Raw genomic sequence first — 21,994 nt, 5'->3', positions numbered from 1 at the left:
AGGTGCCACGCTAGATCTCGATGCGGCTGCCGAGCTCCACGACCCGGTTCGCGGGCAGGCGGAAGAAGTCGCCCGCGCTGGAGGCGAAGCGCGCCAGGACCAGGAACAGCTTTTCCTGCCATCGCGGCAGCAGCGGCCGGCTGGCGGCCACGAAGCTGTTGCGGCCGACGAAATAGGACGTGCGCATGGGGTCGACCGGCACGCCGCGCTCGGCCAGCGGCACCAGATCACGCGGCACGTCCGGCTGCTCCATGAAGCCGTAGCGCAACACCACATGGTGCACGCCCTTGCCGAGATGCGCGACCTGGGCCCGGGCATTGGGCGGCACATAGGGCTCGTCGGGCACCTCGACGGTGAGCAGGACGACCTGCTCGTGCAGCACCTCGTTGTGCTTGAGGTTGTGCAGAAGGCAGTTGGGCGCATTGCCGGAGAAGGCGGTGAGATAGACTGCCGTGCCCTGCGGGCGATGGACCCGGCTGGGATTGATGCTGGAAAGCAGCGTCTCCATCGACAGCGAGCTTTCCTGCTCGCGGGCGGCAACGGCCGTCCGGCCTTTCATCCAGGTCCACATGGCGGTGAAGATGGCCAGTGCGAGCGCCAGCGGCACCCAGCCGCCTTCCAGGAACTTCAGCATGTTGGCCGACATCAGCGTGATGTCGAACGCCATGAAGCCGCCGAGCACCAGGACGGTCGCCGGCCAGCCCCACTTCCAGACGCGCAGCGCCAGGGCGGATACGAGAATGGAATCGACCAGCATGGTGCCGGTCACGGCAATCCCGTATGCCGCGGCGAGATTGGACGACGACTGGAAGGAAACCACGAGCACGGCGACGCCGAACATCTGTATCCAGTTGATCGCCGGCACATAGATCTGCCCGAACTCGCTGGCCGAGGTGTGCTGGATGCGGACGCGCGGGCTGAGGCCCAGCAGGGCGGCTTGCTGGGCCATCGAATAGGCGCCGGAAATGGTGGCCTGCGAGGCGATCACCGCCGCGACGGTGGCCAGCACCACCATCGGATAGAGCGCCCACTGGGGCGCCAGCTTGAAGAACGGATTTTGCAGCGCCGTGGCGTCGGTCAGCAGCAGGCCGCCTTGGCCGTAGTAGTTGGCGAGCAGCGCCGGCAGGACGAGGCCGAACCATGCCAGCCGGATGGGCTTGCGGCCGAAATGGCCCATGTCGGTGTAGAGCGCCTCTGCCCCGGTGACGGCCAGGGTCACGGCGCCAAGGGCCACGAAGGCGATGAATCCGTTGCGGATCGCGAAGTCGATGGCATAGAGCGGCAGGAGCGCGGCCAACACCTGCGGCGTCTGCACGATCTGGATGAGCCCGAGGACCAGCAGGACGAAGAACCACAAGAGGGTGATCGGGCCGAACAGGCGACCGACACTGCCGGTCCCGAATCGCTGGACCGAAAACAGGGCGATCAGCACGCCGAGGGCGATCGGCACGACCAAAGGCTCGAACGTACGGGTGGCGACGTTCAATCCCTCGATCGAGCTCAGGACCGTCACGGCGGGCGTCAACAGACTGTCGCCGTAGAACAGCGCCGCGCCCGCCATGCCCAGCATGACGTAGAAGTTCCGCCGTCCTGCAGGCAGTCCGGCGCGGCGCGCGATCAGGGCCATCAGTGCCAGCACACCGCCCTCGCCGCGATTGTCGGCGCGCATGACGACCACCACGTATTTCAACGAGACGACGATGATCAGCGTCCAGGTGATGAGCGACAGGATGCCCAGTACATCCTCGTGCGTCGGCTTCAGTCCGGTGTACTCGCTGAAGCACTCCTTCATGGTGTAGAGGGGGCTCGTGCCGATATCGCCGAACACGACGCCGAGCGCCGCCAGGGTGAGCCCCGCCAGGCGCTTGCGACTCACCGGAGCGGACGTTCCATTTCCGGACATCTGACTGAAGGACGCCTTCCATTGCCATCCGGCGCATGTCGCCGGGCATGGCGGGCGGGTATTGCGCCACATCCCGAGCCGGTCAATCGGATTCTTGCGGGCTTTCCTTTGCCTCGATGCCGCTCCTTGAAACCGCAAGCGAGAATATAACGGGAACCTGCGGGCGAGCAGGCGAGCGCGGATACCAACCACCAGGACAGGCGAGGAGATTTTCCTGAGCGATTCCTATGGAGCGCCGTGCCGGACGCTCTCGATTTCATATGACGGACGCTCCGATCCTTGCCCGATGAAGTCAACACAGCGCCGCCTCGGGCACCATGACTGCAAACGAGATGCCGCGGCACCCCGGGCAGGTGAGATTTTCACCGAGATCGGCGTGGTCCTCCTGGCGCATGGCGCGCTGGTGCTGATCGCCGTCCGGATCTTGCACGCCTGTGGGATCCTCTGACGCGCGCCGGGAAATAGGCGGTGTTCATATATGCGGTTCCTATGGCCCGGCCCAGAGAGGCCTCTCGATTCCCTATGCGATGGCGCGCGACAAGGCGGCTCCACGATAGAGGTCACATCGATGCTGGACGCCATCCTGATCGCGCTCGCCGGCGGCCTGTTTCTGCTGGCCGTCGCCTATGTCCATGCCTGCGATCGGTTGTGAGGAGAGGATCATGCCGATCGACTACCTGGCCGCCGGCGCCGTGACGCTCGGCCTGCTCGTCTATCTCATCTACGCGCTGCTGCGCGCCGAACGCTTCTAGGAAAGCACCTTCCATGACCGTCAACGGCTGGCTCCAGATCGCGCTTTTCAGCACGGCCGTCGTTCTGCTGGTGAAACCCTTCGGCGGCTACATGACGCGCGTCTTCGCGGGCGAACGGACGTTTCTGTCGCCAGTATTGCGTCCGGTCGAACGGATCTTCTGTCGGCTGGCCGGCCTCGACGAGCGTGTCGACCAGGGCTGGGTCGGCTATGCCGTGGCGATGCTGCTGTTCAACCTCGCGGGCGTTCTCGTCCTCTACGGGATGCAGCGCCTCCAGGCGCTGCTGCCTTTCAATCCCGCCGGTCAGCCGGCGGTCGAGGAGGGGCTCGCCTTCAACACGGCGATGAGCTTCGGCACCAACACCAACTGGCAGTCCTACGTGCCCGAGACGACCATGAGCCACCTCGTGCAGATGGCGGGGCTCACGGTTCAGAATTTCGTGTCGGCCGCGACGGGCGTTGCGCTTGCGATCGCCTTGATTCGAGGCTTCGCGCGGCGCTCGGCAAGCGGCATCGGCAACTTCTGGGTCGATCTCACGCGCTGCACCCTCTACGTCCTCCTGCCGATCTCGATCGTCGTTGGACTGTTCTTCGTCTGGCAGGGCGTGCCGCAGAATCTGTCGGCCTACACCGAGGCGACGACGCTCGAGGGCGCCAGGCAGGTGATCGCCCAGGGCCCGGTGGCATCGCAGGAAGTCATCAAGATGCTGGGCACGAACGGCGGCGGCTTTTTCAACGCCAACGCCGCCCATCCGTTCGAGAACCCCAACGCGATCACCAATTTCGTCGAGATGGTGCTGATCTTCGCGATCGGTGCTGCCCTCACCAACGTATTCGGTCGCATGGTCGGCGACCAGCGCCAGGGTTGGGCGGTGCTCGCCGTCATGGGGGTCCTGTTCCTTGGCGGCGTGGCCGCCGCCTACTGGGCGGAGTCCGCCGGCAATCCGCAGATCGCCGCGCTGGGGGTCGATGCCGATGCTTCGGACCTTCAGTCGGGCGGCAACATGGAGGGCAAGGAGACGCGATTCGGCATCGTCAATTCCGCGTTGTTCGCCACCGTGACGACCGATGCTTCGTGTGGCGCCGTCAATTCGATGCATGACAGCTATACGCCGCTCGGCGGACTCGTGCCGCTGTTCAACATGCAGCTCGGCGAGGTCATCGTCGGTGGCGTGGGCGCCGGCCTTTACGGGATGCTGCTGTTTGCCATCGTCGCGGTGTTCGTTGCCGGCCTCATGGTCGGCCGCACGCCCGAATATCTCGGCAAGAAGATCGAAGCCAGGGAAGTCAAGATGGCGATGCTCGCCCTCCTGATCCTGCCACTGTCGATCCTGGGCTTCAGCGCCATCGCGACGGTGGTCAATGCCGGGCTCGCTGGGCCGGCGAACGCAGGCCCGCACGGCTTCAGCGAGATCCTCTACTCCTACACCTCGGGCACCGCCAACAACGGCTCGGCCTTCGCCGGCCTCGGCGCGAACACGCTCTTCTACAACATCACGATGGGGCTCGCGATGTTCATCGGCCGCTTCCTGATGATCGTGCCGATGGTCGCGATCGCGGGATCGCTCGCGGCCAAGAAGATCGTACCGGCCTCGGCCGGCACCTTTCCGACCGACGGGCCGCTGTTCGTTGGCCTGGCGATCGGCGTGATCCTGATCGTGGGCGGTCTCACCTACTTTCCCGCGCTCGCCCTCGGTCCCTTGGCCGAGCAGTTCGCGATGCACGCCAGGACGTTTTTTTGAGTCGAGGCAGTGACATGACGATCGAAGTTGCCGCGCATATGCGCAAACGGACGCCGGTCACCACCATCGCCGATCCGAAGATCCTTGGGCCCGCGATCATCGACGCTTTCAGAAAGCTCGATCCGCGACTGATGGTCCGCACCCCTGTGATGTTCACGGTCGAGGTCGTGGCGACGCTGACGACGATCCTGTTCATCCGCGATCTCGTTGCGGCAAATGGCGGATTGGGCTTCGCCTTCCAGATCAACCTTTGGCTCTGGTTCACCGTCCTGTTCGCGAACTTCGCGGAAGCTGTCGCGGAGGGCCGTGGCAAGGCGCAAGCCGCTACGTTGCGGAAGTCCCGGACCGAGACCGTCGCCAAACGGCTGGCCGACGCATCGGCGAACAAGTGGACCGAAGTGCCGGCGACAAAGCTCGAGAAAGGCGACATCGTCTTGGTCCGGGCGGGCGATCTGATCCCGTCCGATGGCGAGGTGATCGAGGGCGTGGCTTCGGTCAACGAGGCGGCCATCACCGGCGAATCGGCGCCGGTGATCCGCGAAAGCGGCGGCGATCGGTCGGCTGTCACCGGCGGCACGCAGGTGATCTCGGACTGGATCAAGGTGCGCATCACGGCCGAGCCGGGCTCGACCTTTCTCGACCGCATGATCGCGCTGGTCGAGGGCGCCGAGCGACAGAAGACTCCCAACGAGATCGCCCTCAACATCCTGCTGGCGGGCATGACGATCATCTTCGTATTCTCGGTCGCCACCATCCCGAGCTTCGCCGCCTATGCCGGCGGCACGATGAGCGTGCTGGCCCTGGTGGCGCTGTTCGTGACCCTGATCCCGACCACGATCGGGGCGCTTCTGTCGGCCATCGGCATCGCCGGCATGGACCGGCTGGTGCGCTTCAACGTGCTTGCCACGTCCGGCCGAGCCGTCGAGGCGGCGGGCGACGTCGACACGCTTCTGCTCGACAAGACCGGCACCATCACGCTCGGCAACCGTCAGGCGACTGCGTTCCTGCCGGTGTCGGGGGTGAGCGAACGCGAGCTCGCCGATGCGAGCCAGCTCGCCTCGCTGTCCGACGAAACGCCGGAGGGCCGCTCGATCGTGGTGCTGGCCAAGGAGAAGTACGATATCCGCGGCCGCGAGATGGCGCCGCTTCATGCCCGGTTCATCCCCTTCTCGGCGCAGACGCGGCTGAGCGGCATCGATATCGACGGCGCTTCGATCCGCAAGGGCGCCGTCGATGCCATCATCGTCGATGTGCGCGCCCCGCCCCAGGCGGCACGCGAGATCGAGGCCATCGCCGAGAAGATCGCGCGGTCGGGCGGCACCCCGCTCGCCGTCGCCCGGGACGGCAAGCTCCTCGGCGTGATCCACCTCAAGGACATCGTCAAAGGCGGCATCCGCGACCGCTTCGCCACGCTGCGCCGCATGGGCATCCGCACCGTCATGATCACCGGCGACAATCCGCTGACGGCGGCGGCCATCGCGGCCGAATCGGGTGTCGACGATTTCCTGGCGCAAGCCACGCCCGAGACCAAGCTCAAGCTCATCCGCGAGGAGCAGGCACAGGGCAAGCTCGTCGCGATGTGCGGCGACGGCACCAACGATGCGCCGGCGCTCGCCCAGGCAGACGTCGGCGTCGCCATGAACACCGGCACCATGGCGGCGCGCGAGGCAGGCAACATGGTCGATCTCGACAGCGATCCGGCGAAGCTCATCGAGATCGTCGAGATCGGCAAGCAGCTTCTGATGACGCGTGGTGCGCTCACCACCTTCTCGATCGCCAACGACGTGGCGAAGTACTTCGCCATCATCCCGGCGCTGTTCCTCGCCTTCTATCCGCAGCTCCAGGCGCTGAACGTCATGGGCCTGCAGTCGCCGCAGAGCGCCATCCTGTCGGCGATCATCTTCAATGCCCTGATCATCGTTGCCCTGATCCCGCTCGCCTTGCGTGGCGTGCGCTATCGCCCGGCGGGCGCATCGGCGGTCCTGCTGCGCAACCTTTTCGTCTACGGCCTGGGGGGCCTGATCGTGCCGTTCGTCGGCATCAAGCTGATCGACATGGCCGTCACCGCCCTCGGGCTTGCATGAGGGTCGATCCATGCTGAGTCAACTTCGACCTGCCGTCGTCATGATCGTGTGCTTCACGGTTCTGACCGGCCTTGCCTATCCGCTGGCCATGACCGCCATCGCCCAGGCGCTGTTCCCGCGACAGGCTAATGGCAGCCTGATCGAGAGGGACGGCAAGGTGATCGGTTCGGACCTGATCGGTCAGAATTTCACGAAGCCGGGCTATTTCCATGGCCGGCCCTCGGCCACGACCGGCACCGACCCCAAGGATCCGACAAAGACCGTGCCAGCGCCCTACAACGCCGCCAACTCGGGTGGGAGCAATGCCGGGCCGACTTCCCGGGCGCTGATCGAGCGTGTCCGGGGCGATGTGAAGGCGCTCGAGACGGAGAACCCGAGCACCCCGATCCCCGTCGACCTCGTGACCGCCTCGGCAAGCGGGCTCGATCCGGACATCTCGCCGGCCGCCGCCTTGTTCCAGGTGCCGCGTGTCGCCCGGGCGCGTGGCCTTCGCGAGCAGAAGGTGCGGGATCTTGTGACCTCCCATGTCGAAGGCCGGTTTCTGGGCGTGATCGGCGAGCCGCGCGTCAACGTGCTGAGACTCAACATCGCCCTCGACGCTCTGGGGGCGCGATGACATCCTCGCTCTTCGATGGCCGCCGGCGTTCCCAGTGACACGCGTCCTTCACCCGAGGCGCTGCTGAAGGCTGCGCAGAAGGAAACGCGCGGCAAGTTCAAGATCTTCCTCGGTGCGGCGCCCGGCGTCGGCAAGACCTACGAGATGCTGCTGGCCGCGCGCCGTCGCAAGGCCGAAGGCGGCGACGTGGTCGCGGGCGTCGTCGAGACGCACGGCCGTGCCGAAACCGAGACGCTGCTCGCCGATCTCGAAGTGATTCCGCGACGCCAGGTCGCTTACAAGGGCCATGCGCTCGAGGAGATGGACCTCGATGCTGTCCTCAAGCGCCGGCCGGCGCTCGCCCTCGTCGACGAGCTCGCGCATACGAACGCCCCCGGCAGCCGTCATCCCAAGCGCTATCTCGACGTCGAGGAGCTGCTGGCGGCGGGAATCGACGTCTATTCCACCATGAACGTGCAGCACGTCGAGAGCCTCAACGACGTCGTCGCGCGTATCACCCGGATTCGCGTGCGCGAGACCGTTCCCGATTCGGTGGTCGACAGCGCCGATGAGGTCGAGCTGGTAGACATCACGCCGGCCGACCTGATCGCCCGGCTGAGCACGGGCAAGGTCTATGTGCGCGAGCAGGCCCAGCGGGCATTGAAGCACTATTTCTCGCCCGGCAACCTCACGGCGCTGCGCGAGCTTGCCCTGCGCCGCACGGCGGCACGCGTCGACGAGCAGATGTTGAGCTACATGCGCGAGCACGCCATCACCGGGCCGTGGGCGGCCGGAGAGCGCGTGATCGTCTGCCTCGATCCGGGTCCCGATGCCGCCAACACGGTGCGTGCCGCCAAGCGCACGGCCGACCGGCTCCATGCCGAGCTGATCGCGCTCTATGTCGAGACTCCGCGTCATGCGCTGCTGTCGGAAGTCGAGCGTGGCCGGCTCGCCGAGGCCATGCGCCTCGCAAGCCAGCTCGGCGCCGAGGTGACGAGCGTCCCGGGCCGCACCGTGGTCGAGGAGATTCTGGCGCTCGCCCGCTCGCGCAACGCCACCCGTGTGATCGTCGGCAAGTCGCGCCGCTCGCGCTGGTTCGAATGGCGTCACGGGTCGGTGGTCGACGAGCTGGTGCGCAGCGGCTCCGGACTTGCCGTCGAGGTGGCGCCCTCGACCGCCGGTCCCGAGCCGGATGGCACCGTCGACTGGTCGGTGGGGGCGCCCAGATCCGTCGGTCCCTATCTCGAAGGCGTCTCGACCACCGCGCTCGCGACCGCGCTCGGCGTTCTGATACGCGCCTATGTCGATCTGCCCAACGTCTCGCTGATCTATGTTGTGCCCGTGATGATCGCGGCGGCGCGGCATGGGCTCGTGCCGTCGCTCTGGGTCGCCGCTCTCTCGGTGCTGAGCTACAACTTCTTTTTCCTGCCGCCGCTCCATCGGCTGACGATCGCCGATCCCGCCAACATCGTCGCGCTCTTCTTCCTGATGTTCGTCGCCGCCGTCGCCAGCGCGCTCGGCACGCGCACCCGGGCCCAGGCCCAGTCGGCCCGCCGCGAGGCGCGCACCACGGCCGAGCTCTATGCCTTCAGCCGCAAGATCGCCGGCGTCGTCGATCTCGACGACCTCCTGTGGATCGTGGTCACGCATCTCGCCCGGCTCCTCGACGCCGAGGTCGCCATCCTGATGCCGGACAAAGGGCGGAGGAAGGAAAGCCGGCTCACCCTGTACGCGGCCTTTCCGCCGGATTGCGAGTTCACCGAGGCCGATCTCGCGGCGGCACGCTGGTGCTGGGATGCCGAGCAGCCTGCCGGCAAGGGAACCGACACTCTGCCGGGCGGGCGATGGCTGTTCGTGCCCATTCGGACCAGCCGCGCGCCGGTCGGCGTCATCGGCATCCTGTCGTCCGGCGACAGACGCGACCTCGGCGCCTCCGAACGACAGCTGCTCGAGGCGGTCGGCAACCAGGCAGCGGTGGCGATCGAGCGCGTGGCGCTGGCCGCCGACATCGACGAGGCACGGATCGGTGCCGAGCGCGAGCGGCTGCGCTCGGCCATGCTCACGTCGGTCTCGCACGACCTGCGCACGCCGCTCGCCTCGATCATCGGCGCACTCTCGAGCCTCAGGAGCTATCGCGACCGTTACGACGATGCGGCGCGCGAGGAGCTTCTGGGAACGGCGCTCAGCGAAGCGGAGCGGCTCGACCGCTTCGTCGGCAACCTGCTCGACATGACCCGGCTCGATGCCGGCGTGATCGTGCCCAGGCGCGAGGCCGTCGAGGCGGGCGACCTGGTCTCGACCGCGCTGCGCCGCGCCATGCCGCTCCTGAAGGGGCGGGTCGTCTCCAGCTCGATCGACCCAGACCTGCCTTCGCTTTCGCTCGACTTCGTCCTGGCCGAGCAGGCGCTGTTCAATCTCCTGGACAACGCCGGCAAGTATTCGCCGGTAGGCGGACGCATCGAGGTGCTGGCGCGGCGTTTCGGCGAGCATGTCGAGATCGTCGTGCGCGACGAGGGGCCGGGGATCGCCCCGGAAGCGCTTGACCGGCTGTTCGAGAAATTCTATCGCGCCGATGCCGGCGACCGGCGGCGCGCCGGAACCGGTCTCGGTCTGGCCATCGCCAAGGGGTTCACCGAGGTCCAGGGCGGCACGATCGCCGCACGCAATCGGATCGACCGCAGCGGGGCCGAGTTCATCGTGAGCTATCCGATACCGACATGAAGGCCCGCCCGTGACCGGCGATGGCGCCGTCATCCTGATCGTCGACGACGAGCCGCCGATCCGCCGGTTGCTGCGCACGACGCTCGGCGCCCACGACTATCGTGCGATCGAAGCCGCGACCGGCGGCGAGGCACTGTCGGCCATGCGCCATCATCGACCCGATCTCGTGCTGCTCGATCTCGGCCTGCCCGATATCGACGGTCTCGAGCTGATCGGCAGGATGCGCGGGATCGGACCGGTGCCGATCGTGGTCCTGTCGAGCCGCGGCGACGAGGCGGCCAAGGTGAAGGCGCTCGACTCGGGCGCCGACGACTACGTCACCAAGCCGTTCGGCGCCGAGGAGCTGATGGCCCGCATCCGTGCGGCGCTGCGCCATCGTCTGCAGCAGCAAGGTGCGGAGCGCAGCTTCGCTAGCGACGATCTCAGCGTCGACCTGGTGCGGCGGCTGGTGAAGCGCGGCGCCGAGGACGTGAAGCTGTCGCCCAAGGAATACGACATCCTCGAGCAGCTCGTGATCCATGCCGGCAAGGTCCTGACGCACAAGCATCTGCTGCGCGAGGTGTGGCGCGACGAATCGGTCGATCCGCAGTATCTGCGCGTCTATGTCCGCCAGCTCCGCCAGAAGATCGAAGCCGATCCTTCCACACCGCGGCACGTGCTGACGGAGCCGGGAATCGGCTACCGGCTGGTCTGACACGGCGCTAGGCTGCGCCCGGCACCCAGGAGGAAACATGGCCGAGAGCGAACTTTACAAGAAGGGGACCGAGATCCGTCGCCAGCTCATGGGCGCGGCGACCGCCGACAAGATGGCGACCACCGTCTACGACGATCCGATCATGAAGAAGTTCGGCGACTACGCGCGCGAGGCCGTGTTCGGCATGCTGTGGTCGCGGCCCGGCCTCGACATGAAGACGCGGGCCCTGATCTGCGTCGTCTCCGACACCGCCCAGGCGCGCTGGCCCGAGCTTGCGATCCATCTCCGCATGGCGCGCAACACCGGCTGGACGGAGGACGAGCTGTCCGAGGCATTGATGCATCTCTGCGGCTATATCGGCCTGCCGTCGGTGCGCGAGGCGCTGCTGACGGCGAAAGAGGTGTTCCACGAGATGAGGAACGAAAAGTAGCATGATGCTGATGACGACGAGCGATCTGCCGCTCCGGCGGATCGCCCGCGGCAAGGTGCGGGACGTCTACGAGGTCGATGCCGGCCGGCTGCTGCTGGTGGCGACCGACCGGGTGAGCGCCTACGACGTGGTGATGGCCGAGCCGATCCCGATGAAGGGCGCGGTGCTCACGCAACTGAGCGCCTGGTGGTTCCGGCAGTTCGGTGATCTCGTGAAGCATCACATGATCTCCGCCGATGCGGACGAGATTGCAGCGGCCGTGCCGGCCTTGAAAGGCCATCGCGAGGCGCTGGCCGGCCGCGCGATGCTGTGCCGGCGCGGCAGCGTGTTCCCGATCGAATGCGTGATCCGCGGCTATCTCTCGGGGTCGGCCTGGCGGGAGTACGCCAGGGCGGGAACGCTTGCCGGCGAGAAGCTGCCGCCCGGCCTCGCCGAAAGCGGCCGCCTCGATCCGCCAATCTTCAGTCCTGCCACGAAAGCCGAGAGCGGACACGACGAGAACATCACCGTCGGCCGCATGCGTGAGCTCCTGGGCGCCGAGGTGACGGCAGAGCTCGAGCGCTTGACGCGGCTCGTCTACACCAAGGGCCGCGACGTGGCGGCCGCGCGGGGTATCATCATCGCCGACACCAAGCTCGAGTTCGGCCGCGGCGGATCGGGTGAGATTCTGCTGATCGACGAGGTGATGACGCCCGACAGCTCGCGCTTCTGGCCGGCGGACAGCTACCAGCCCGGCAAGCCGCAACCCAGCTTCGACAAGCAGCCGCTGCGGGACTGGCTCGATGTCGAGCGTCACGCCGGCCGCTGGAACGGCGAGGCGCCGGCGCCCAGGTTGCCGCCGGAAGTGGTGGAGGCCACCAGCAAGCGTTATCTCGACGCCTACCGGCGGCTCACCGGCGTGGAGCTGGAGCGGTCATGAGCGCTTGGGCAGGCTGAAGCCGTTGGCGCGCAGCTTTTGCTCCAAAACGGGGATGCCCGCGGCGGTATTGCCCGAGGCGCAGTCGCTGATCGCCGTGCTGGTATCGAGGTTCGGCACGCCTCGGCCTTCCGCCGTGCCGCCCACGATGTAGCGGCTGGCCAGCGCCGACAGCGCCGCGCAATAGGCGGCATCGTCGCCCTGCGCCCGCGTCGCCGCAGGCTGCATCAGGACAAGCGCGACGAGAGGAACAATAGACTTCTTTATTTGCACAACGCTCTCCGTGCAGGGGGCGAAGTCGGCGAAAGCCAGGAGCAGTCAGTCGCCGAGCGCGGTCAGGAAATTGTGGACGGGCGCATTCAGCCACACGCGCTTCTTGTCCAGATAGCGGCATTTGGCGTGCCAGGCCTCGCGCCGCCACTTGTCGTGCGCGGTGCGGCCGGGCCGCGGGATCACATAGAGCGCCTGCTCGCGCGAGCCGTTGCGGACCGGGCAGGCGACCCAGGCGGCGAGGCTCATCCTGAGGTCGTTCAGCCGGAACTCGAGCGTATTGTCGTGCGAGAAGACCGGCATCATGCGGCCTTTCTTGGACAATTTCTGCACGTTGAGCAGCAGCGCCACGCGCAGGCCGAGCTTCGCGTAGCTCGGATTGTTCTCGATGCTGCTGCGATCCTCCTCCGACAGGAACGGCCGGCCCGGCCAGGGTTCGCGCACCGTCCAGGGGTGACTGTGGAAGTCGCCCAGGAACTTCAGGTTCGGCCAGTAGGCGGGCAGCGCCTTGTTGAGCGTTTCGAGGCTGTGCGAGGGGATGACCGAGCTGCGGCCGCGCTCGGCGTTGGCGTCGACGATGGCCACCTCGACATTGAAGCAGCGGCCCTTGCTCACGGTGATGGTCTCGTAACCCCATAGCAGCCCGAATGTCTCGCGCTGTCTCACCAGACGACCGGCTTTGCCGGCGCGGCCGGGCACCAGGAAGCTTTCGATGGTGGCGATGACCATGCTCTGGAAAGCCGCTTCGGAGACATTGACCAGGTAATCGAACTTTCCAGCGACCATCGCCCTCTACGCCCACGACCAAGAGCCAGAAAAGGACGTCATTGTGACAGGGCCGCGGTGTTCTCCCTATGGCGTTTGTCGGCGACTCTTTAGAGCTTGGCTCGCCGCAGCCGGAGTGCATTTCCGATCACGCTGACCGAGCTCAACGACATCGCGGCAGCCGCCACGATGGGGCTCAGCAGCAGACCGAACGCCGGATAGAGCAGCCCGGCCGCGATCGGCACGCCGGCCGCATTGTAGACGAACGCAAAAAGCAGATTTTGCCGGATATTCCGCATCGTTGCTTGTGACAACCTTCTAGCCCGGACAATGCCGGACAGCTCGCCCTTGGCGAGCGTAATACCCGCACTCTCTATGGCGATATCGGTGCCGCCGCCCATGGCGATGCCCACGTCGGCCGCCGCCAGTGCCGGCGCATCGTTGATGCCGTCGCCGGCCATCGCCACGATCCGTCCCTCGCCGCGCAGGCGCTGCACGATCCGCGCCTTGTCCTCGGGCAGCACCTCGGCCTCGATCTCCGAGAGGCCGAGCTGGCGGCCGACCGCTGCGGCCGTGCGGCGATTGTCGCCGGTCAGCATCACGAGGCGCAGACCATCGGCGCGAAGCGCGCTCAGGGCTCCGGCGGCCGTTTCCTTGATGGGGTCGCTGACGGCGACCGATCCGGCAAAGGCGCCGTCGACGCCCAGCAGCACGGTCGTGCCCTCGCCCTGCGGTGCAACGACGCCGGAGACGCCGCGCTCGGCCAGGAAGCGAGCGTTGCCCAAGACGACGCGCCGGCCCTCGACGGTGCCGGCGACGCCACGGCCGGCCGGCGATTCGAAATCGGCGACGGCGGCAAGGGCGACGGCCCTGGCGCGCGCCGCGTCCAGGATCGCCGCGGCGATCGGATGCTCGCTGCCGCGCTCGAGGCTGGCGGCGAGGCGCAACACCTCTGCCTCGGGCAGAGCCGCTCCCGTCACCGCCGAGACGGTGGGGCGGCCCACCGTCAGCGTGCCGGTCTTGTCGAACACCAGCGTGTCGACCTTCTCCAGCCGCTCCAGGGCCTCGGCATTGCGGATCAGGATGCCCATCGAGGCGCCGCGGCCGACGCCGACCATGATCGACATCGGTGTGGCGAGCCCCAGCGCGCAGGGGCAGGCGATGATCAGCACCGACACGGCGGCGAGCAGGGCATGGCTGAACGCGGGCGCGGGGCCCCAGATCGCCCAGCCTGCGGCGGCGAGCACGGCAACGACGACCACCGCCGGCACGAACCAGCCGGCGACGGTATCGGCGAGGCGTTGGATGGGCGCGCGACTGCGCTGTGCTTCCGCCACCAGCTTGACAATGCGCGCCAGGACCGTGTCGGCGCCGACATGCTCGGCCTTCATCGCGAAGGCGCCGCTGCGGTTGACGGTGCCGCCCACGACCTTGGCACCGGCTTCCTTCGTCACCGGCATCGCCTCGCCGGTGATGGTCGATTCGTCGACCGAGCCGCGTCCCTCCGTGACGATGCCGTCGACCGGCACCTTTTCGCCCGGTCGCACCCGGAGCGGGTCGCCGACCGCGATGGCCTCGAGCGGCACCTCCTCGTCGCCCTCGAGCCGGATGCGCAAGGCGGTGCGTGGAGCGAGCCCGAGCAGCGCCTTGATTGCACCGGAGGTGGCATCGCGCGCCCGCAGCTCCAGCACCTGGCCCACCAGGACCAGCACGACGATGACGGCCGCCGGCTCGAAATAGGTCGGCACCGTGCCGTCGGGGCTGCGAAACGACTCCGGAAATAGGCCGGGGGCGACAGTGGCGACGAGGCTGTAGAGCCAGGCGGCGCCCGTGCCCAGCGCGATCAGGGTGAACATGTTGAGCGCCCGCCGGATCACCGACTGCGCGCCGCGCACGAAGAATGGCCAGCCGGCCCACAGGACCACGGGCGTTGCGAGCACGAGTTCCGCCCAGGGCAGCAGCCCGTGCGGCAGCAGGGCATGGAGATCGAAGAAGTGCCCTCCCATGTCGAGCGCCACCACCGGCACCGTCAGCGCGCCGCCGATCCAGAGACGGCGAGTCATGTCGACCAGCTCCGCGTTGGGACCCAGATCGAGGGTGATCTCCGCCGGCTCCAGCGCCATGCCGCAGATCGGGCAGCTCCCGGGACCGACCTGACGGATCTCGGGATGCATGGGGCAGGTGAAGATCGTGCCGGGTGCGACCGGTGGAGGCGAAGGCCGCTCTTGCACACTCGAATAGCGTGCGGGCTCGGCCGCGAACTTCGCGAGGCACCTGGGATTGCAGAAGTAATAGGTCTCGCCGTCGTGGACGGTCGTGTTTTTCGCGCCCTCGAGCGTCACCTTCATCCCGCACACGGGATCGATGGCGGTCTCGGCGGCGGTGGCGTGATCGCGATGATCGTGATGCGAGCAGGAATGGACCATGTCTTGTCATTTATACCCTACGGGGGTATAGTTCAAGCATGGACGAACGGATCAAGAAATCCCAGCTCGCGCGGCTCGGCCGCATCGAGGGCCAGGTGCGCGGCGTTGCGCGCATGGTCGAGGAGGACCGCTACTGCATCGACGTCATCAACCAGGTGCGCGCGGTGCGGGCGGCGCTCGACAAGGTCGAGCAGGAGATCCTGCACGATCATCTGCAGCATTGCGTGGCGCATGCGTTCCATGCCGGATCCGAGCGTGATCGCCAGGCCAAGATCGACGAGCTGATAGAAGTGCTCGACCGTCGCCGCTAGGTGCGGTGGCCGCGGCGCATCCGGGCAGGACGGCCTACGGTTGGCCGGAGTCCCGGGGGGCCGGCTGTTCGTGCTCCTCCGCCCATTTCACGATCTCGACGAAGATCGGCCGCAGACGGCGGGCGGCCGGCGTGATCTCGTATTCCACGCGCGGCGGGACCTCGGCGTAGATCGTGCGCTTGATCAGCCCGTCCTTCTCGAGCGCGCGGAGTTGGGCGGTGAGCATATGCTGGGTGATGCCGGGCAAGGCGCGCTTCAGCTCACCGAAGCGGTGGGTGCCCTGATTCAGATGCCACAGGATTTCGAGCTTCCATCGTCCGCTGATCATGCCGACAGCGCGGCGAAAGGCGGCTTGGACCAGCTTGGCCGCAGCCGGATCGGTACGAACGACATCGAGGTCGATCATCGTTCTGCAATCCAAAGGCCAATATAAGTCATCCGCGCAGTACCATGACGGAGAATCAATCCAGCTTACAGATATGATACAGGAGAGAAAAGCCGCTTAACAGATATGCAGACTTAGTGGATGCGCAGACAGGCGTCGCCGCGGCGAGGCGTGGTCGCCGGCCGGAGCGTAGTGCCGACGTCGTACGCTACTGCGGCTCGATCCGTGCGATCTTCACATACTCGCCCCACTTGGCCCGCTCGGCGCGATCCTGCGCGGCGCATTGCGCGAGGTCGAGCCTGTGCGGCAGGAGCGCGAACTCCTCGGTGAGGCGCTTGTGAATCGCCGGCGAGAAGACAGCCTCGTTGATCAACGCGTTCAGCTTCTGCTTGATCTCGTCCGGCACCGCCCTGGGGACGGCGATGGCGAGGAAGCCGGTGCTTACGAAATCGGGAAAGCTTTCGGCGAAAGTCGGCACGGCGGGATAGAGCGGGCTGCGCTCCGCCAGCGAGATGGCGAGCGGCCGCACCTTGTTGGCCACGACCTGGCCGCGCGCCGCCGTGAGATCGACGCACATGAACTGGATGGCGCCGGCATAGAGGTCGCTCCAGGCATTGCCGATCGCCTTGTAGCCCACACCCTGCCATTCGACGCCGGCCTTCTTGCCCAGCACCTCCGACGGCACCTGGGAGCTCGCGTTGAAATAGCCGAAGTTCAGCTTGCCCGGATGGCCCTTGGCGTCGGCGATCAGCTCGGCCAGCGTCTTGTAGGGACTGTCGGCCGGCACCACGAGGAACACGCCGCTTTCACCGATCAGGCCGACGACCTGGAAATCCTTCTCGGGATCGTAGCCGGGGTCCTTGTACATGTGGACGTTGGCGGCATTGGTCGAGGTCGTGGCCAGCATCAGCGTGTAGCCGTCCGGCGCCGATGATTTCACCGCGAGCGCACCGACGATGCCGTTGGCGCCGGCCTTGTTGTCGATCACGAAGGGTTGGCCGGTTCTTTCTTCGATGAACTTGCCGACCAGGCGGGCAGTGATGTCGCCGGATCCGCCGGGCGCGAACGGCACGACGATATGCACCGCCTTGGAAGGCCAGGTGTCCGCTCGGGCGGGAAGGGTGGCGAGGAGGGGGAGAGCAAGGACGGAACGTCGACGGAGCGATATGCGAAATGAACTCATGATGCTTCAGCATAGTCGATTCGCCGCTCATGGACAGTCGCGTGTGCGTGGCTCTATTTTTCCGGCATGGCAAAATCAGGTTGTCCGCCGCTCAGCGGAATACGCGTCGTCGATTTCTCGCGTGTCATCGCCGGTCCTCTTTGCACCCAGATGCTGGCCGACATGGGCGCCGAGGTCATCAAGATCGAGAATCCCGACGGCGGCGACGACACGCGCAAGGGCGCCGGCCCCCGTGCCGGTGGCGAGAAGGGCGAAAGCCATTTCTTCATGACCTACAACAGGGGCAAGAAGAGCGTTGCCCTCGACTTCACCAAGCCCGACGGCCAGGCGGTCGTGCACAGGCTGCTGGCCACCGCCGACGTTCTGGTCGAGAACTTCCGGCCCGGCGTACTCAAGAAGTACGGCCTCGACTACGCCAGCGTTCGCGACAAGTATCCGCGGCTCATCTATCTCTCGATCTCGGCCTACGGCCAGACCGGGCCACTGTCGGATCGTCCAGGCTACGATCCGGTGCTGCAGGCCGAATCGGGCATGATGAGCGTAAACGGCGAGGCGAATGGCGAGGGGCTGCGCCATGCGATCGCGATCGTCGACACCATGACCGGCATCCATTCGGTTGCGGCGATCAACGCGGCGCTGTTCGCGCGCACCGACACCGGCAACGGCCAATACATCGATCTCGCGCTCTACGACACCGCGCTCGCCTGCCTCGGCAATCTCGGCGCCTACTATCTGATCGGCGGCGAGCAGCCGCGGCGCGCCGGCAACGGACACTTCGCCTCGGTGCCGAACAGCTCGTTCGACACCAAGAACGGCAAGATCTACATGGCGGTCGCCAACCAGAAGCTGTTCGTCGACACCTGCAAGGCGATGGGCCATCCGGAATGGGCCGAGGATCCGCGCTTCTCGACCATTGCCCAGCGGGTCGCCAACAAGCCGGTCCTCACCAAGCTGATGGAAGACGTGCTGAAGACCGACACCAAGGAGAACTGGGCGCAGAAGTTCCGCCACCTGCCGGCCGGGCCGATCCGCACCATGAAGGAGGCGCTGGACGAGCCGGAGGTCAAGCGGCGCGGCATGCTGAAGACCTACAAGCACCGCCGCGTCGGCGAGGTGCCCATTATCGGCTCTAACTACCGCTTCTCCGACACGCCGGTCGACGACACGCGGCCGCCGCCGTCGCTGGGCGAGCACACGGACGAGGTGCTGCGCGGCATCGCCGGCCTGAAGGAGGCCGAAGTGGCGGCGCTCAGGGAGAAGAAGATCGTCGGCTGAGGAACCACGGCGTCATCCCCTGCTTCGCGCAGGATGACACGCATCGTCTATCGCTCGAGCCAGCGGCGGAGGATCGCGTTCGTCTCCTCGGGCTTCTCCATCGTCACGAGATGCCCGCACTGCTCGACGATGACCAGCTCGCTCCCTTCGATGCCAGCCGCGATTTCCTCGGAGAAGGCAAGCGGCGTGGCGGCGTCGTCGCGGCCGCAGACGACGACCGTAGGGCATTTGATCCTTGGCAAGTCCGGGCGGCGGTCGACGCGGTTCGCCGCCAGTGCCTCCTGCCGCTTGTAGATCTCAGCCCCGGTCTCGAGGCACATGGTCATGACCTCGTCGACCAGTGTCTTGTCGGGCAGCCGATAGGCCGGCAGGAAGCGGGAGAGCTGGAGGCCCAACACCAGCTCGAACCGGCCTTCGTCCGCGAGCCTGATACGGGCATGCCGGACCGCCTTCTCGGTCTCGTTCTGGCCACGCATGCCGGTATCCAGCAGGGCGAGCCTGGTCACCCGGTCGGCGGCGAACTGCATGATCTCGACGCTGATCATGCCGCCAAGGGACAGGCCGGCGAGAGCGAAGCGGCCCGGCGGCATCTGTCCGAGCACCCAGCGTGCCGTGGAGTCCCAGGAATCGAAGATAGAGAGCGGGGCCTTGCGCCAGTCGGGCACGACGATGTCGGCCATGTCCCCAAGCGCGCCGACCTGCGGCGCGTACAGTCGTGGTGAACAGAGCAGGCCCGGCACGAGCAGCAGCGGCGTCTTGGTCATCTCGTTCTCTCCCTCCTGAACGTAGCCGAGGATCGTGGCCTGCGATACCTATGGTGCCATGAACGTCATGCCTCTGAGACCTGCTGTGCTCAGCGTGCCGTCATCCGGGCGCGACCTTCGGCTCGATTTCTTCCGCGGCCTCGCGCTCTGGTTCATCTTCCTCGACCACATCCCGCAGAATGTCCTGGGATGGCTCACGGTCCGCAACTTCGGCTTCAGCGACGCCACCGAGATCTTCGTCTTCATCTCCGGCTACACCGCCGTGATCGCCTACAGCCGCATGATGGCGCGCGACGGCTGGCCGAGGGCGGCGTCACGCATCTATCGCCGGGTCTGGCAGCTCTATGTCGCACACATCCTGCTGTTCGTCTTCTTCACGGCGCAGATCGCCTACTTCTCGTTTGCCCGCAACACGACCGAGCTGATCGAGGAGATGCAGCTCATGGGTCTCGGCGCCAACCCCTATCGCGCGATCGTCGAGGCGGTGCTGCTGAAGTTCCGGCCGGCCAATCTCGACGTGCTGCCGCTCTATATCGTGCTGCTCGCAGCTTTTCCCTTCGCGCTGCCGGCCCTGCTGCGCTGGCCATTCGCCGCGCTGACAGCGTCGTTCGGCCTCTATATCGCGGCGCTGCGGTTCGGCTGGAACCTGCCCGGCTACCCAGGCGAAAAGGTGTGGTTCTTCAATCCAATGGCCTGGCAGGCCATCTTCTATACCGGCGCCGTGCTCGCCGTGCTGGCGCCGCGGCTCGCCTGGATCGACCGCTGGCGCTGGCCTTTGACGGCGCTCGCGATCCTCTACCTCCTTTTTGCCGGCCTGATCGTCTGGTCCTGGCACGATACGTCCCTCGGGCAGCGCGTGCCGGATTGGCTGGGGCGGCAGCTCTATCCCATCGACAAGACCAACCTGGATATTCTGCGATTTGCCCATTTCCTCGCCCTGGCCTGGCTCGTTCGGCTGGCCGTGCCGCCGGGGGCGGGATTCCTGAGATGGCCAATTTTGACACCGATTCGCAGATGCGGTGAGCATTCTCTGCAGATATTCTGCCTGGGGACGTTTCTTGCCCTGACTGCGGAGATCGTGGTCGCTTACTTTGATGATTCTGTGGTTTCGCAAGTTGCCGTGAGCTTTGCCGGGATCACCTTGATGTCCGCCGTCGCCTACGGCGCGGCCTGGTTCAAGGGGAAGCCTGTGCGAAAGGAGCTTTGATGAAGCCGAGCCTTTTCGTCGTGGCCCTGGGAATGGCGATCGTGGGCGGACCGGCGGCTGGCGTCGCCGATCCCGACTGCCGCGCCAGCCGCGAGCTGCTCGATCTCGGGCATCCCCTGACGGCGGCCCGCGAGGCCGTCGCAAAGGACCACGATCTGCGCATCGTGGCGATGGGATCGTCCTCGACCCAGGGCTACGGCACGACGTCGCCGCAATACGCCTATCCCGCCCAGCTCAAGCTCCGGCTCGGCGCCGCCATGCCGGGCGTCGCCGTACATGTTTCCAACAAGGGCATCGGTGGTCAGGACGCCGAGGAGATGGCCGCACGGATGCAGTCGGACGTGCAGCCGCAGCACGCTCATCTGGTCGTCTGGCAGGTCGGCACCAACTCGGCCATCCGCCACACGCCGCTCGAGAAGTTCGCACGCAAGCTCCGGGCCGGCATCGATATCGGCAAGTCGCTCGGCGCCGATTTCATCCTGATGAACCTGCAATACGTGCCGGCCGTGGTGGCGCTGCCCGACGAGCAGGACTACGCGCGCGTGATGGCGGAGGTGGCCAAGGAGAAGGGCACCGGCTTCTTCAATCGCCTGGCGATCATGAAGGCCTGGTACAACGACGGCATGCCCTACTCCCAGTTCGTCTACAACGACGGCCTGCACCTGAACGACTTCGGTCAGAAGTGCATCGGCAAGCTCCTGTCGATGGCCATTCTGCGCGCGGTGAAGCCGTCGCAATTGACGGGTGATGCCAAAGCCGGAAACTAGGCGGCCGGAGCTTTCTGGAGGCCGCATGAAGAAACGTCGGTTCGTCGATCTGTCGATCTACCTCGAAAACGACGTCGTCTCCGATCCGGAGCCGTTCGGCCCCAAGATCGCCTACCACAGGCACGAAGATACGGCGGGTCAGATCGCAGGCTTCTTTCCCGGCCTCAGGAAGGAGGATCTGCCCGACGGTGCGGGCTGGGCGGTCGAGAACGTCAACCTGTCGACGCACAACGGCACCCACCTCGACGCGCCCTATCATTTCCATCCGACGATGAACAAGGGCGAACGCGCGATCACCATCGACGAGGTCCCGCTCGAATGGTGCTTCCAGCCCGGCGTCAAGCTCGACTTCCGCGACAAGCCCGACGGCCATGTGATCACCGCGAAGGAGGTCGAGGACGAGCTCGGCCGCATCGGCCACGAGCTCAAACCGCTCGAGATCGTCGTGGTGAACACCCGGGCGGGCTCGCGCTACGGCAACAGCGACTACGTCAATTCCGGCTGCGGCATGGGCTACGATGCCACCATGTTCCTGCTCGAGCGCGGCATCCGGCTCACCGGGACCGACGCCTGGAGCTGGGACGCGCCCTTCTATTTCACCGCCCAGAAGTGGGTCAGGGACCACGACCCGTCGATCATCTGGGAAGGCCACAAGGCCGGCCGGCATATCGGCTACTGCCATCTCGAGAAGCTGCACAACCTCGAATCGCTGCCGCCCGACGGCTTCACGATCTCCTGTTTCCCGCACAAGATCCGCGGGGCGTCGGCGGGCTGGACGAGGGCGGTCGCGATCTTCGAGGAATAG

21 protein-coding genes are annotated in these 21,994 nt (G+C 66.3%); 13 read left to right on the top strand and 8 right to left on the bottom strand.

The annotated features are described in order from the left end of the window. Positions 1 to 10: 10 nt before the first annotated feature. Both OJF58_RS07900 and OJF58_RS07895 read right to left on the bottom strand, forming a co-directional pair. Positions 11 to 1,903, bottom strand: coding sequence for a potassium transporter Kup (locus OJF58_RS07900; protein WP_300783318.1), 1,893 nt, complete (start codon positions 1,901 to 1,903; stop codon positions 11 to 13). 292 nt (positions 1,904 to 2,195) lie between these two features. Continuing rightward, on the bottom strand, positions 2,196 to 2,333 hold the full coding sequence (locus OJF58_RS07895; protein WP_300783316.1) for a hypothetical protein: 138 nt from the start codon (positions 2,331 to 2,333) through the stop codon (positions 2,196 to 2,198). Between the two features lie 232 nt (positions 2,334 to 2,565). Between OJF58_RS07895 and kdpF the strand changes: the two genes are divergently transcribed. From kdpF to OJF58_RS07855, 8 genes are read left to right on the top strand one after another with little or no spacing between them, the layout of a single operon-like run. Further along, on the top strand, positions 2,566 to 2,655 hold the full coding sequence (gene kdpF, locus OJF58_RS07890; protein ID WP_300783314.1) for a K(+)-transporting ATPase subunit F: 90 nt from the start codon (positions 2,566 to 2,568) through the stop codon (positions 2,653 to 2,655). Positions 2,656 to 2,668: 13 nt separating this feature from the next. Further along, positions 2,669 to 4,396: a potassium-transporting ATPase subunit KdpA gene (kdpA, locus tag OJF58_RS07885; protein WP_300783311.1), complete on the top strand. Its 1,728-nt coding sequence runs from the start codon at positions 2,669 to 2,671 to the stop codon at positions 4,394 to 4,396. Between the two features lie 38 nt (positions 4,397 to 4,434). After that, a complete protein-coding gene (gene kdpB / locus OJF58_RS07880; RefSeq protein WP_300785213.1) occupies positions 4,435 to 6,480 on the top strand; it encodes a potassium-transporting ATPase subunit KdpB in 2,046 nt (681 codons plus the stop codon). Positions 6,481 to 6,490: 10 nt separating this feature from the next. Then, positions 6,491 to 7,096 (top strand): K(+)-transporting ATPase subunit C, encoded by a 606-nt coding sequence (locus OJF58_RS07875; protein WP_300783309.1) that lies wholly within the window; start codon positions 6,491 to 6,493, stop codon positions 7,094 to 7,096. Positions 7,097 to 7,111: 15 nt separating this feature from the next. Then, positions 7,112 to 9,796 carry a sensor histidine kinase KdpD gene (locus tag OJF58_RS07870; RefSeq protein ID WP_300783307.1) on the top strand — a complete coding sequence of 895 codons (2,685 nt, stop codon included), beginning with the start codon at positions 7,112 to 7,114 and terminating at the stop codon, positions 9,794 to 9,796. Between the two features lie 10 nt (positions 9,797 to 9,806). Then, positions 9,807 to 10,490 (top strand): response regulator transcription factor, encoded by a 684-nt coding sequence (locus OJF58_RS07865; RefSeq protein WP_300783305.1) that lies wholly within the window; start codon positions 9,807 to 9,809, stop codon positions 10,488 to 10,490. Positions 10,491 to 10,527: 37 nt separating this feature from the next. Beyond that, on the top strand, positions 10,528 to 10,920 hold the full coding sequence (locus OJF58_RS07860; protein WP_300783303.1) for a carboxymuconolactone decarboxylase family protein: 393 nt from the start codon (positions 10,528 to 10,530) through the stop codon (positions 10,918 to 10,920). A gap of 1 nt (position 10,921) precedes the next feature. Then, entirely contained in the window at positions 10,922 to 11,839 is a 918-nt protein-coding gene (locus OJF58_RS07855; protein WP_300783301.1) for a phosphoribosylaminoimidazolesuccinocarboxamide synthase, read from the top strand. Here OJF58_RS07855 and OJF58_RS07850 read toward each other — a convergent pair. From OJF58_RS07850 to OJF58_RS07840, 3 genes are all read right to left on the bottom strand, one after another. Further along, entirely contained in the window at positions 11,834 to 12,109 is a 276-nt protein-coding gene (locus tag OJF58_RS07850) for a hypothetical protein (RefSeq protein ID WP_300783299.1), read from the bottom strand. The genes OJF58_RS07855 and OJF58_RS07850 overlap by 6 nt on opposite strands. Positions 12,110 to 12,154: 45 nt before the next feature. Continuing rightward, positions 12,155 to 12,892 (bottom strand): hypothetical protein, encoded by a 738-nt coding sequence (locus OJF58_RS07845; protein WP_300783297.1) that lies wholly within the window; start codon positions 12,890 to 12,892, stop codon positions 12,155 to 12,157. 89 nt (positions 12,893 to 12,981) lie between these two features. After that, a complete protein-coding gene (locus tag OJF58_RS07840) occupies positions 12,982 to 15,297 on the bottom strand; it encodes a heavy metal translocating P-type ATPase (protein WP_300783295.1) in 2,316 nt (771 codons plus the stop codon). A gap of 38 nt (positions 15,298 to 15,335) precedes the next feature. Between OJF58_RS07840 and OJF58_RS07835 the strand changes: the two genes are divergently transcribed. Then, entirely contained in the window at positions 15,336 to 15,608 is a 273-nt protein-coding gene (locus OJF58_RS07835) for a metal-sensitive transcriptional regulator (protein WP_300783293.1), read from the top strand. Positions 15,609 to 15,642: 34 nt separating this feature from the next. Here OJF58_RS07835 and OJF58_RS07830 read toward each other — a convergent pair whose 3' ends face one another. Both OJF58_RS07830 and OJF58_RS07825 read right to left on the bottom strand, forming a co-directional pair. Further along, positions 15,643 to 15,936: a helix-turn-helix domain-containing protein gene (locus OJF58_RS07830; RefSeq protein WP_300785211.1), complete on the bottom strand. Its 294-nt coding sequence runs from the start codon at positions 15,934 to 15,936 to the stop codon at positions 15,643 to 15,645. Positions 15,937 to 16,201: 265 nt separating this feature from the next. Beyond that, positions 16,202 to 17,065, bottom strand: coding sequence for a tripartite tricarboxylate transporter substrate binding protein (locus OJF58_RS07825; RefSeq protein ID WP_300783291.1), 864 nt, complete (start codon positions 17,063 to 17,065; stop codon positions 16,202 to 16,204). A 177-nt stretch (positions 17,066 to 17,242) separates the two neighbouring features. On the opposite strand from OJF58_RS07825, the gene OJF58_RS07820 reads away from it, so the two are divergent. Continuing rightward, positions 17,243 to 18,451, top strand: coding sequence for a CoA transferase (locus OJF58_RS07820; protein ID WP_300783289.1), 1,209 nt, complete (start codon positions 17,243 to 17,245; stop codon positions 18,449 to 18,451). Positions 18,452 to 18,498: 47 nt separating this feature from the next. Here OJF58_RS07820 and OJF58_RS07815 read toward each other — a convergent pair whose 3' ends face one another. Further along, positions 18,499 to 19,215 carry an alpha/beta hydrolase gene (locus OJF58_RS07815; protein ID WP_300783287.1) on the bottom strand — a complete coding sequence of 239 codons (717 nt, stop codon included), beginning with the start codon at positions 19,213 to 19,215 and terminating at the stop codon, positions 18,499 to 18,501. Between the two features lie 58 nt (positions 19,216 to 19,273). Between OJF58_RS07815 and OJF58_RS07810 the strand changes: the two genes are divergently transcribed. From OJF58_RS07810 to OJF58_RS07800, 3 genes are read left to right on the top strand one after another with little or no spacing between them, the layout of a single operon-like run. After that, a complete protein-coding gene (locus OJF58_RS07810) occupies positions 19,274 to 20,422 on the top strand; it encodes an OpgC domain-containing protein (RefSeq protein ID WP_300783285.1) in 1,149 nt (382 codons plus the stop codon). Beyond that, positions 20,422 to 21,189 (top strand): SGNH/GDSL hydrolase family protein, encoded by a 768-nt coding sequence (locus tag OJF58_RS07805; RefSeq protein WP_300783283.1) that lies wholly within the window; start codon positions 20,422 to 20,424, stop codon positions 21,187 to 21,189. Before OJF58_RS07810 ends, OJF58_RS07805 begins: the two co-directional genes overlap by 1 nt. A gap of 25 nt (positions 21,190 to 21,214) precedes the next feature. Further along, positions 21,215 to 21,994, top strand: coding sequence for a cyclase family protein (locus OJF58_RS07800; protein ID WP_300783281.1), 780 nt, complete (start codon positions 21,215 to 21,217; stop codon positions 21,992 to 21,994).

The organism is Enhydrobacter sp. (assembly GCF_030246845.1).
GTDB lineage: Bacteria > Pseudomonadota > Alphaproteobacteria > Reyranellales > Reyranellaceae > Reyranella.
This window is presented reverse-complemented; position numbering and strand designations above follow the sequence as displayed.

What these genes read in the sequence shown, in the direction of transcription:
- OJF58_RS07900 (WP_300783318.1), bottom strand. Translation starts at nt 1,903, where the DNA reads ATGTCCGGAAATGGAACGTCCGCTCCGGTGAGTCGCAAGCGCCTGGCG.
- kdpF (WP_300783314.1), top strand. Translation starts at nt 2,566, where the DNA reads ATGCCGATCGACTACCTGGCCGCCGGCGCCGTGACGCTCGGCCTGCTC.
- kdpA (WP_300783311.1), top strand. Translation starts at nt 2,669, where the DNA reads ATGACCGTCAACGGCTGGCTCCAGATCGCGCTTTTCAGCACGGCCGTC.
- kdpB (WP_300785213.1), top strand. Translation starts at nt 4,435, where the DNA reads ATGCGCAAACGGACGCCGGTCACCACCATCGCCGATCCGAAGATCCTT.
- OJF58_RS07875 (WP_300783309.1), top strand. Translation starts at nt 6,491, where the DNA reads ATGCTGAGTCAACTTCGACCTGCCGTCGTCATGATCGTGTGCTTCACG.
- OJF58_RS07870 (WP_300783307.1), top strand. Translation starts at nt 7,112, where the DNA reads ATGGCCGCCGGCGTTCCCAGTGACACGCGTCCTTCACCCGAGGCGCTG.
- OJF58_RS07860 (WP_300783303.1), top strand. Translation starts at nt 10,528, where the DNA reads ATGGCCGAGAGCGAACTTTACAAGAAGGGGACCGAGATCCGTCGCCAG.
- OJF58_RS07855 (WP_300783301.1), top strand. Translation starts at nt 10,922, where the DNA reads ATGATGCTGATGACGACGAGCGATCTGCCGCTCCGGCGGATCGCCCGC.
- OJF58_RS07845 (WP_300783297.1), bottom strand. Translation starts at nt 12,892, where the DNA reads ATGGTCGCTGGAAAGTTCGATTACCTGGTCAATGTCTCCGAAGCGGCT.
- OJF58_RS07840 (WP_300783295.1), bottom strand. Translation starts at nt 15,297, where the DNA reads ATGGTCCATTCCTGCTCGCATCACGATCATCGCGATCACGCCACCGCC.
- OJF58_RS07835 (WP_300783293.1), top strand. Translation starts at nt 15,336, where the DNA reads ATGGACGAACGGATCAAGAAATCCCAGCTCGCGCGGCTCGGCCGCATC.
- OJF58_RS07830 (WP_300785211.1), bottom strand. Translation starts at nt 15,936, where the DNA reads ATGATCAGCGGACGATGGAAGCTCGAAATCCTGTGGCATCTGAATCAG.
- OJF58_RS07820 (WP_300783289.1), top strand. Translation starts at nt 17,243, where the DNA reads ATGGCAAAATCAGGTTGTCCGCCGCTCAGCGGAATACGCGTCGTCGAT.
- OJF58_RS07815 (WP_300783287.1), bottom strand. Translation starts at nt 19,215, where the DNA reads ATGACCAAGACGCCGCTGCTGCTCGTGCCGGGCCTGCTCTGTTCACCA.
- OJF58_RS07810 (WP_300783285.1), top strand. Translation starts at nt 19,274, where the DNA reads ATGAACGTCATGCCTCTGAGACCTGCTGTGCTCAGCGTGCCGTCATCC.
- OJF58_RS07805 (WP_300783283.1), top strand. Translation starts at nt 20,422, where the DNA reads ATGAAGCCGAGCCTTTTCGTCGTGGCCCTGGGAATGGCGATCGTGGGC.
- OJF58_RS07800 (WP_300783281.1), top strand. Translation starts at nt 21,215, where the DNA reads ATGAAGAAACGTCGGTTCGTCGATCTGTCGATCTACCTCGAAAACGAC.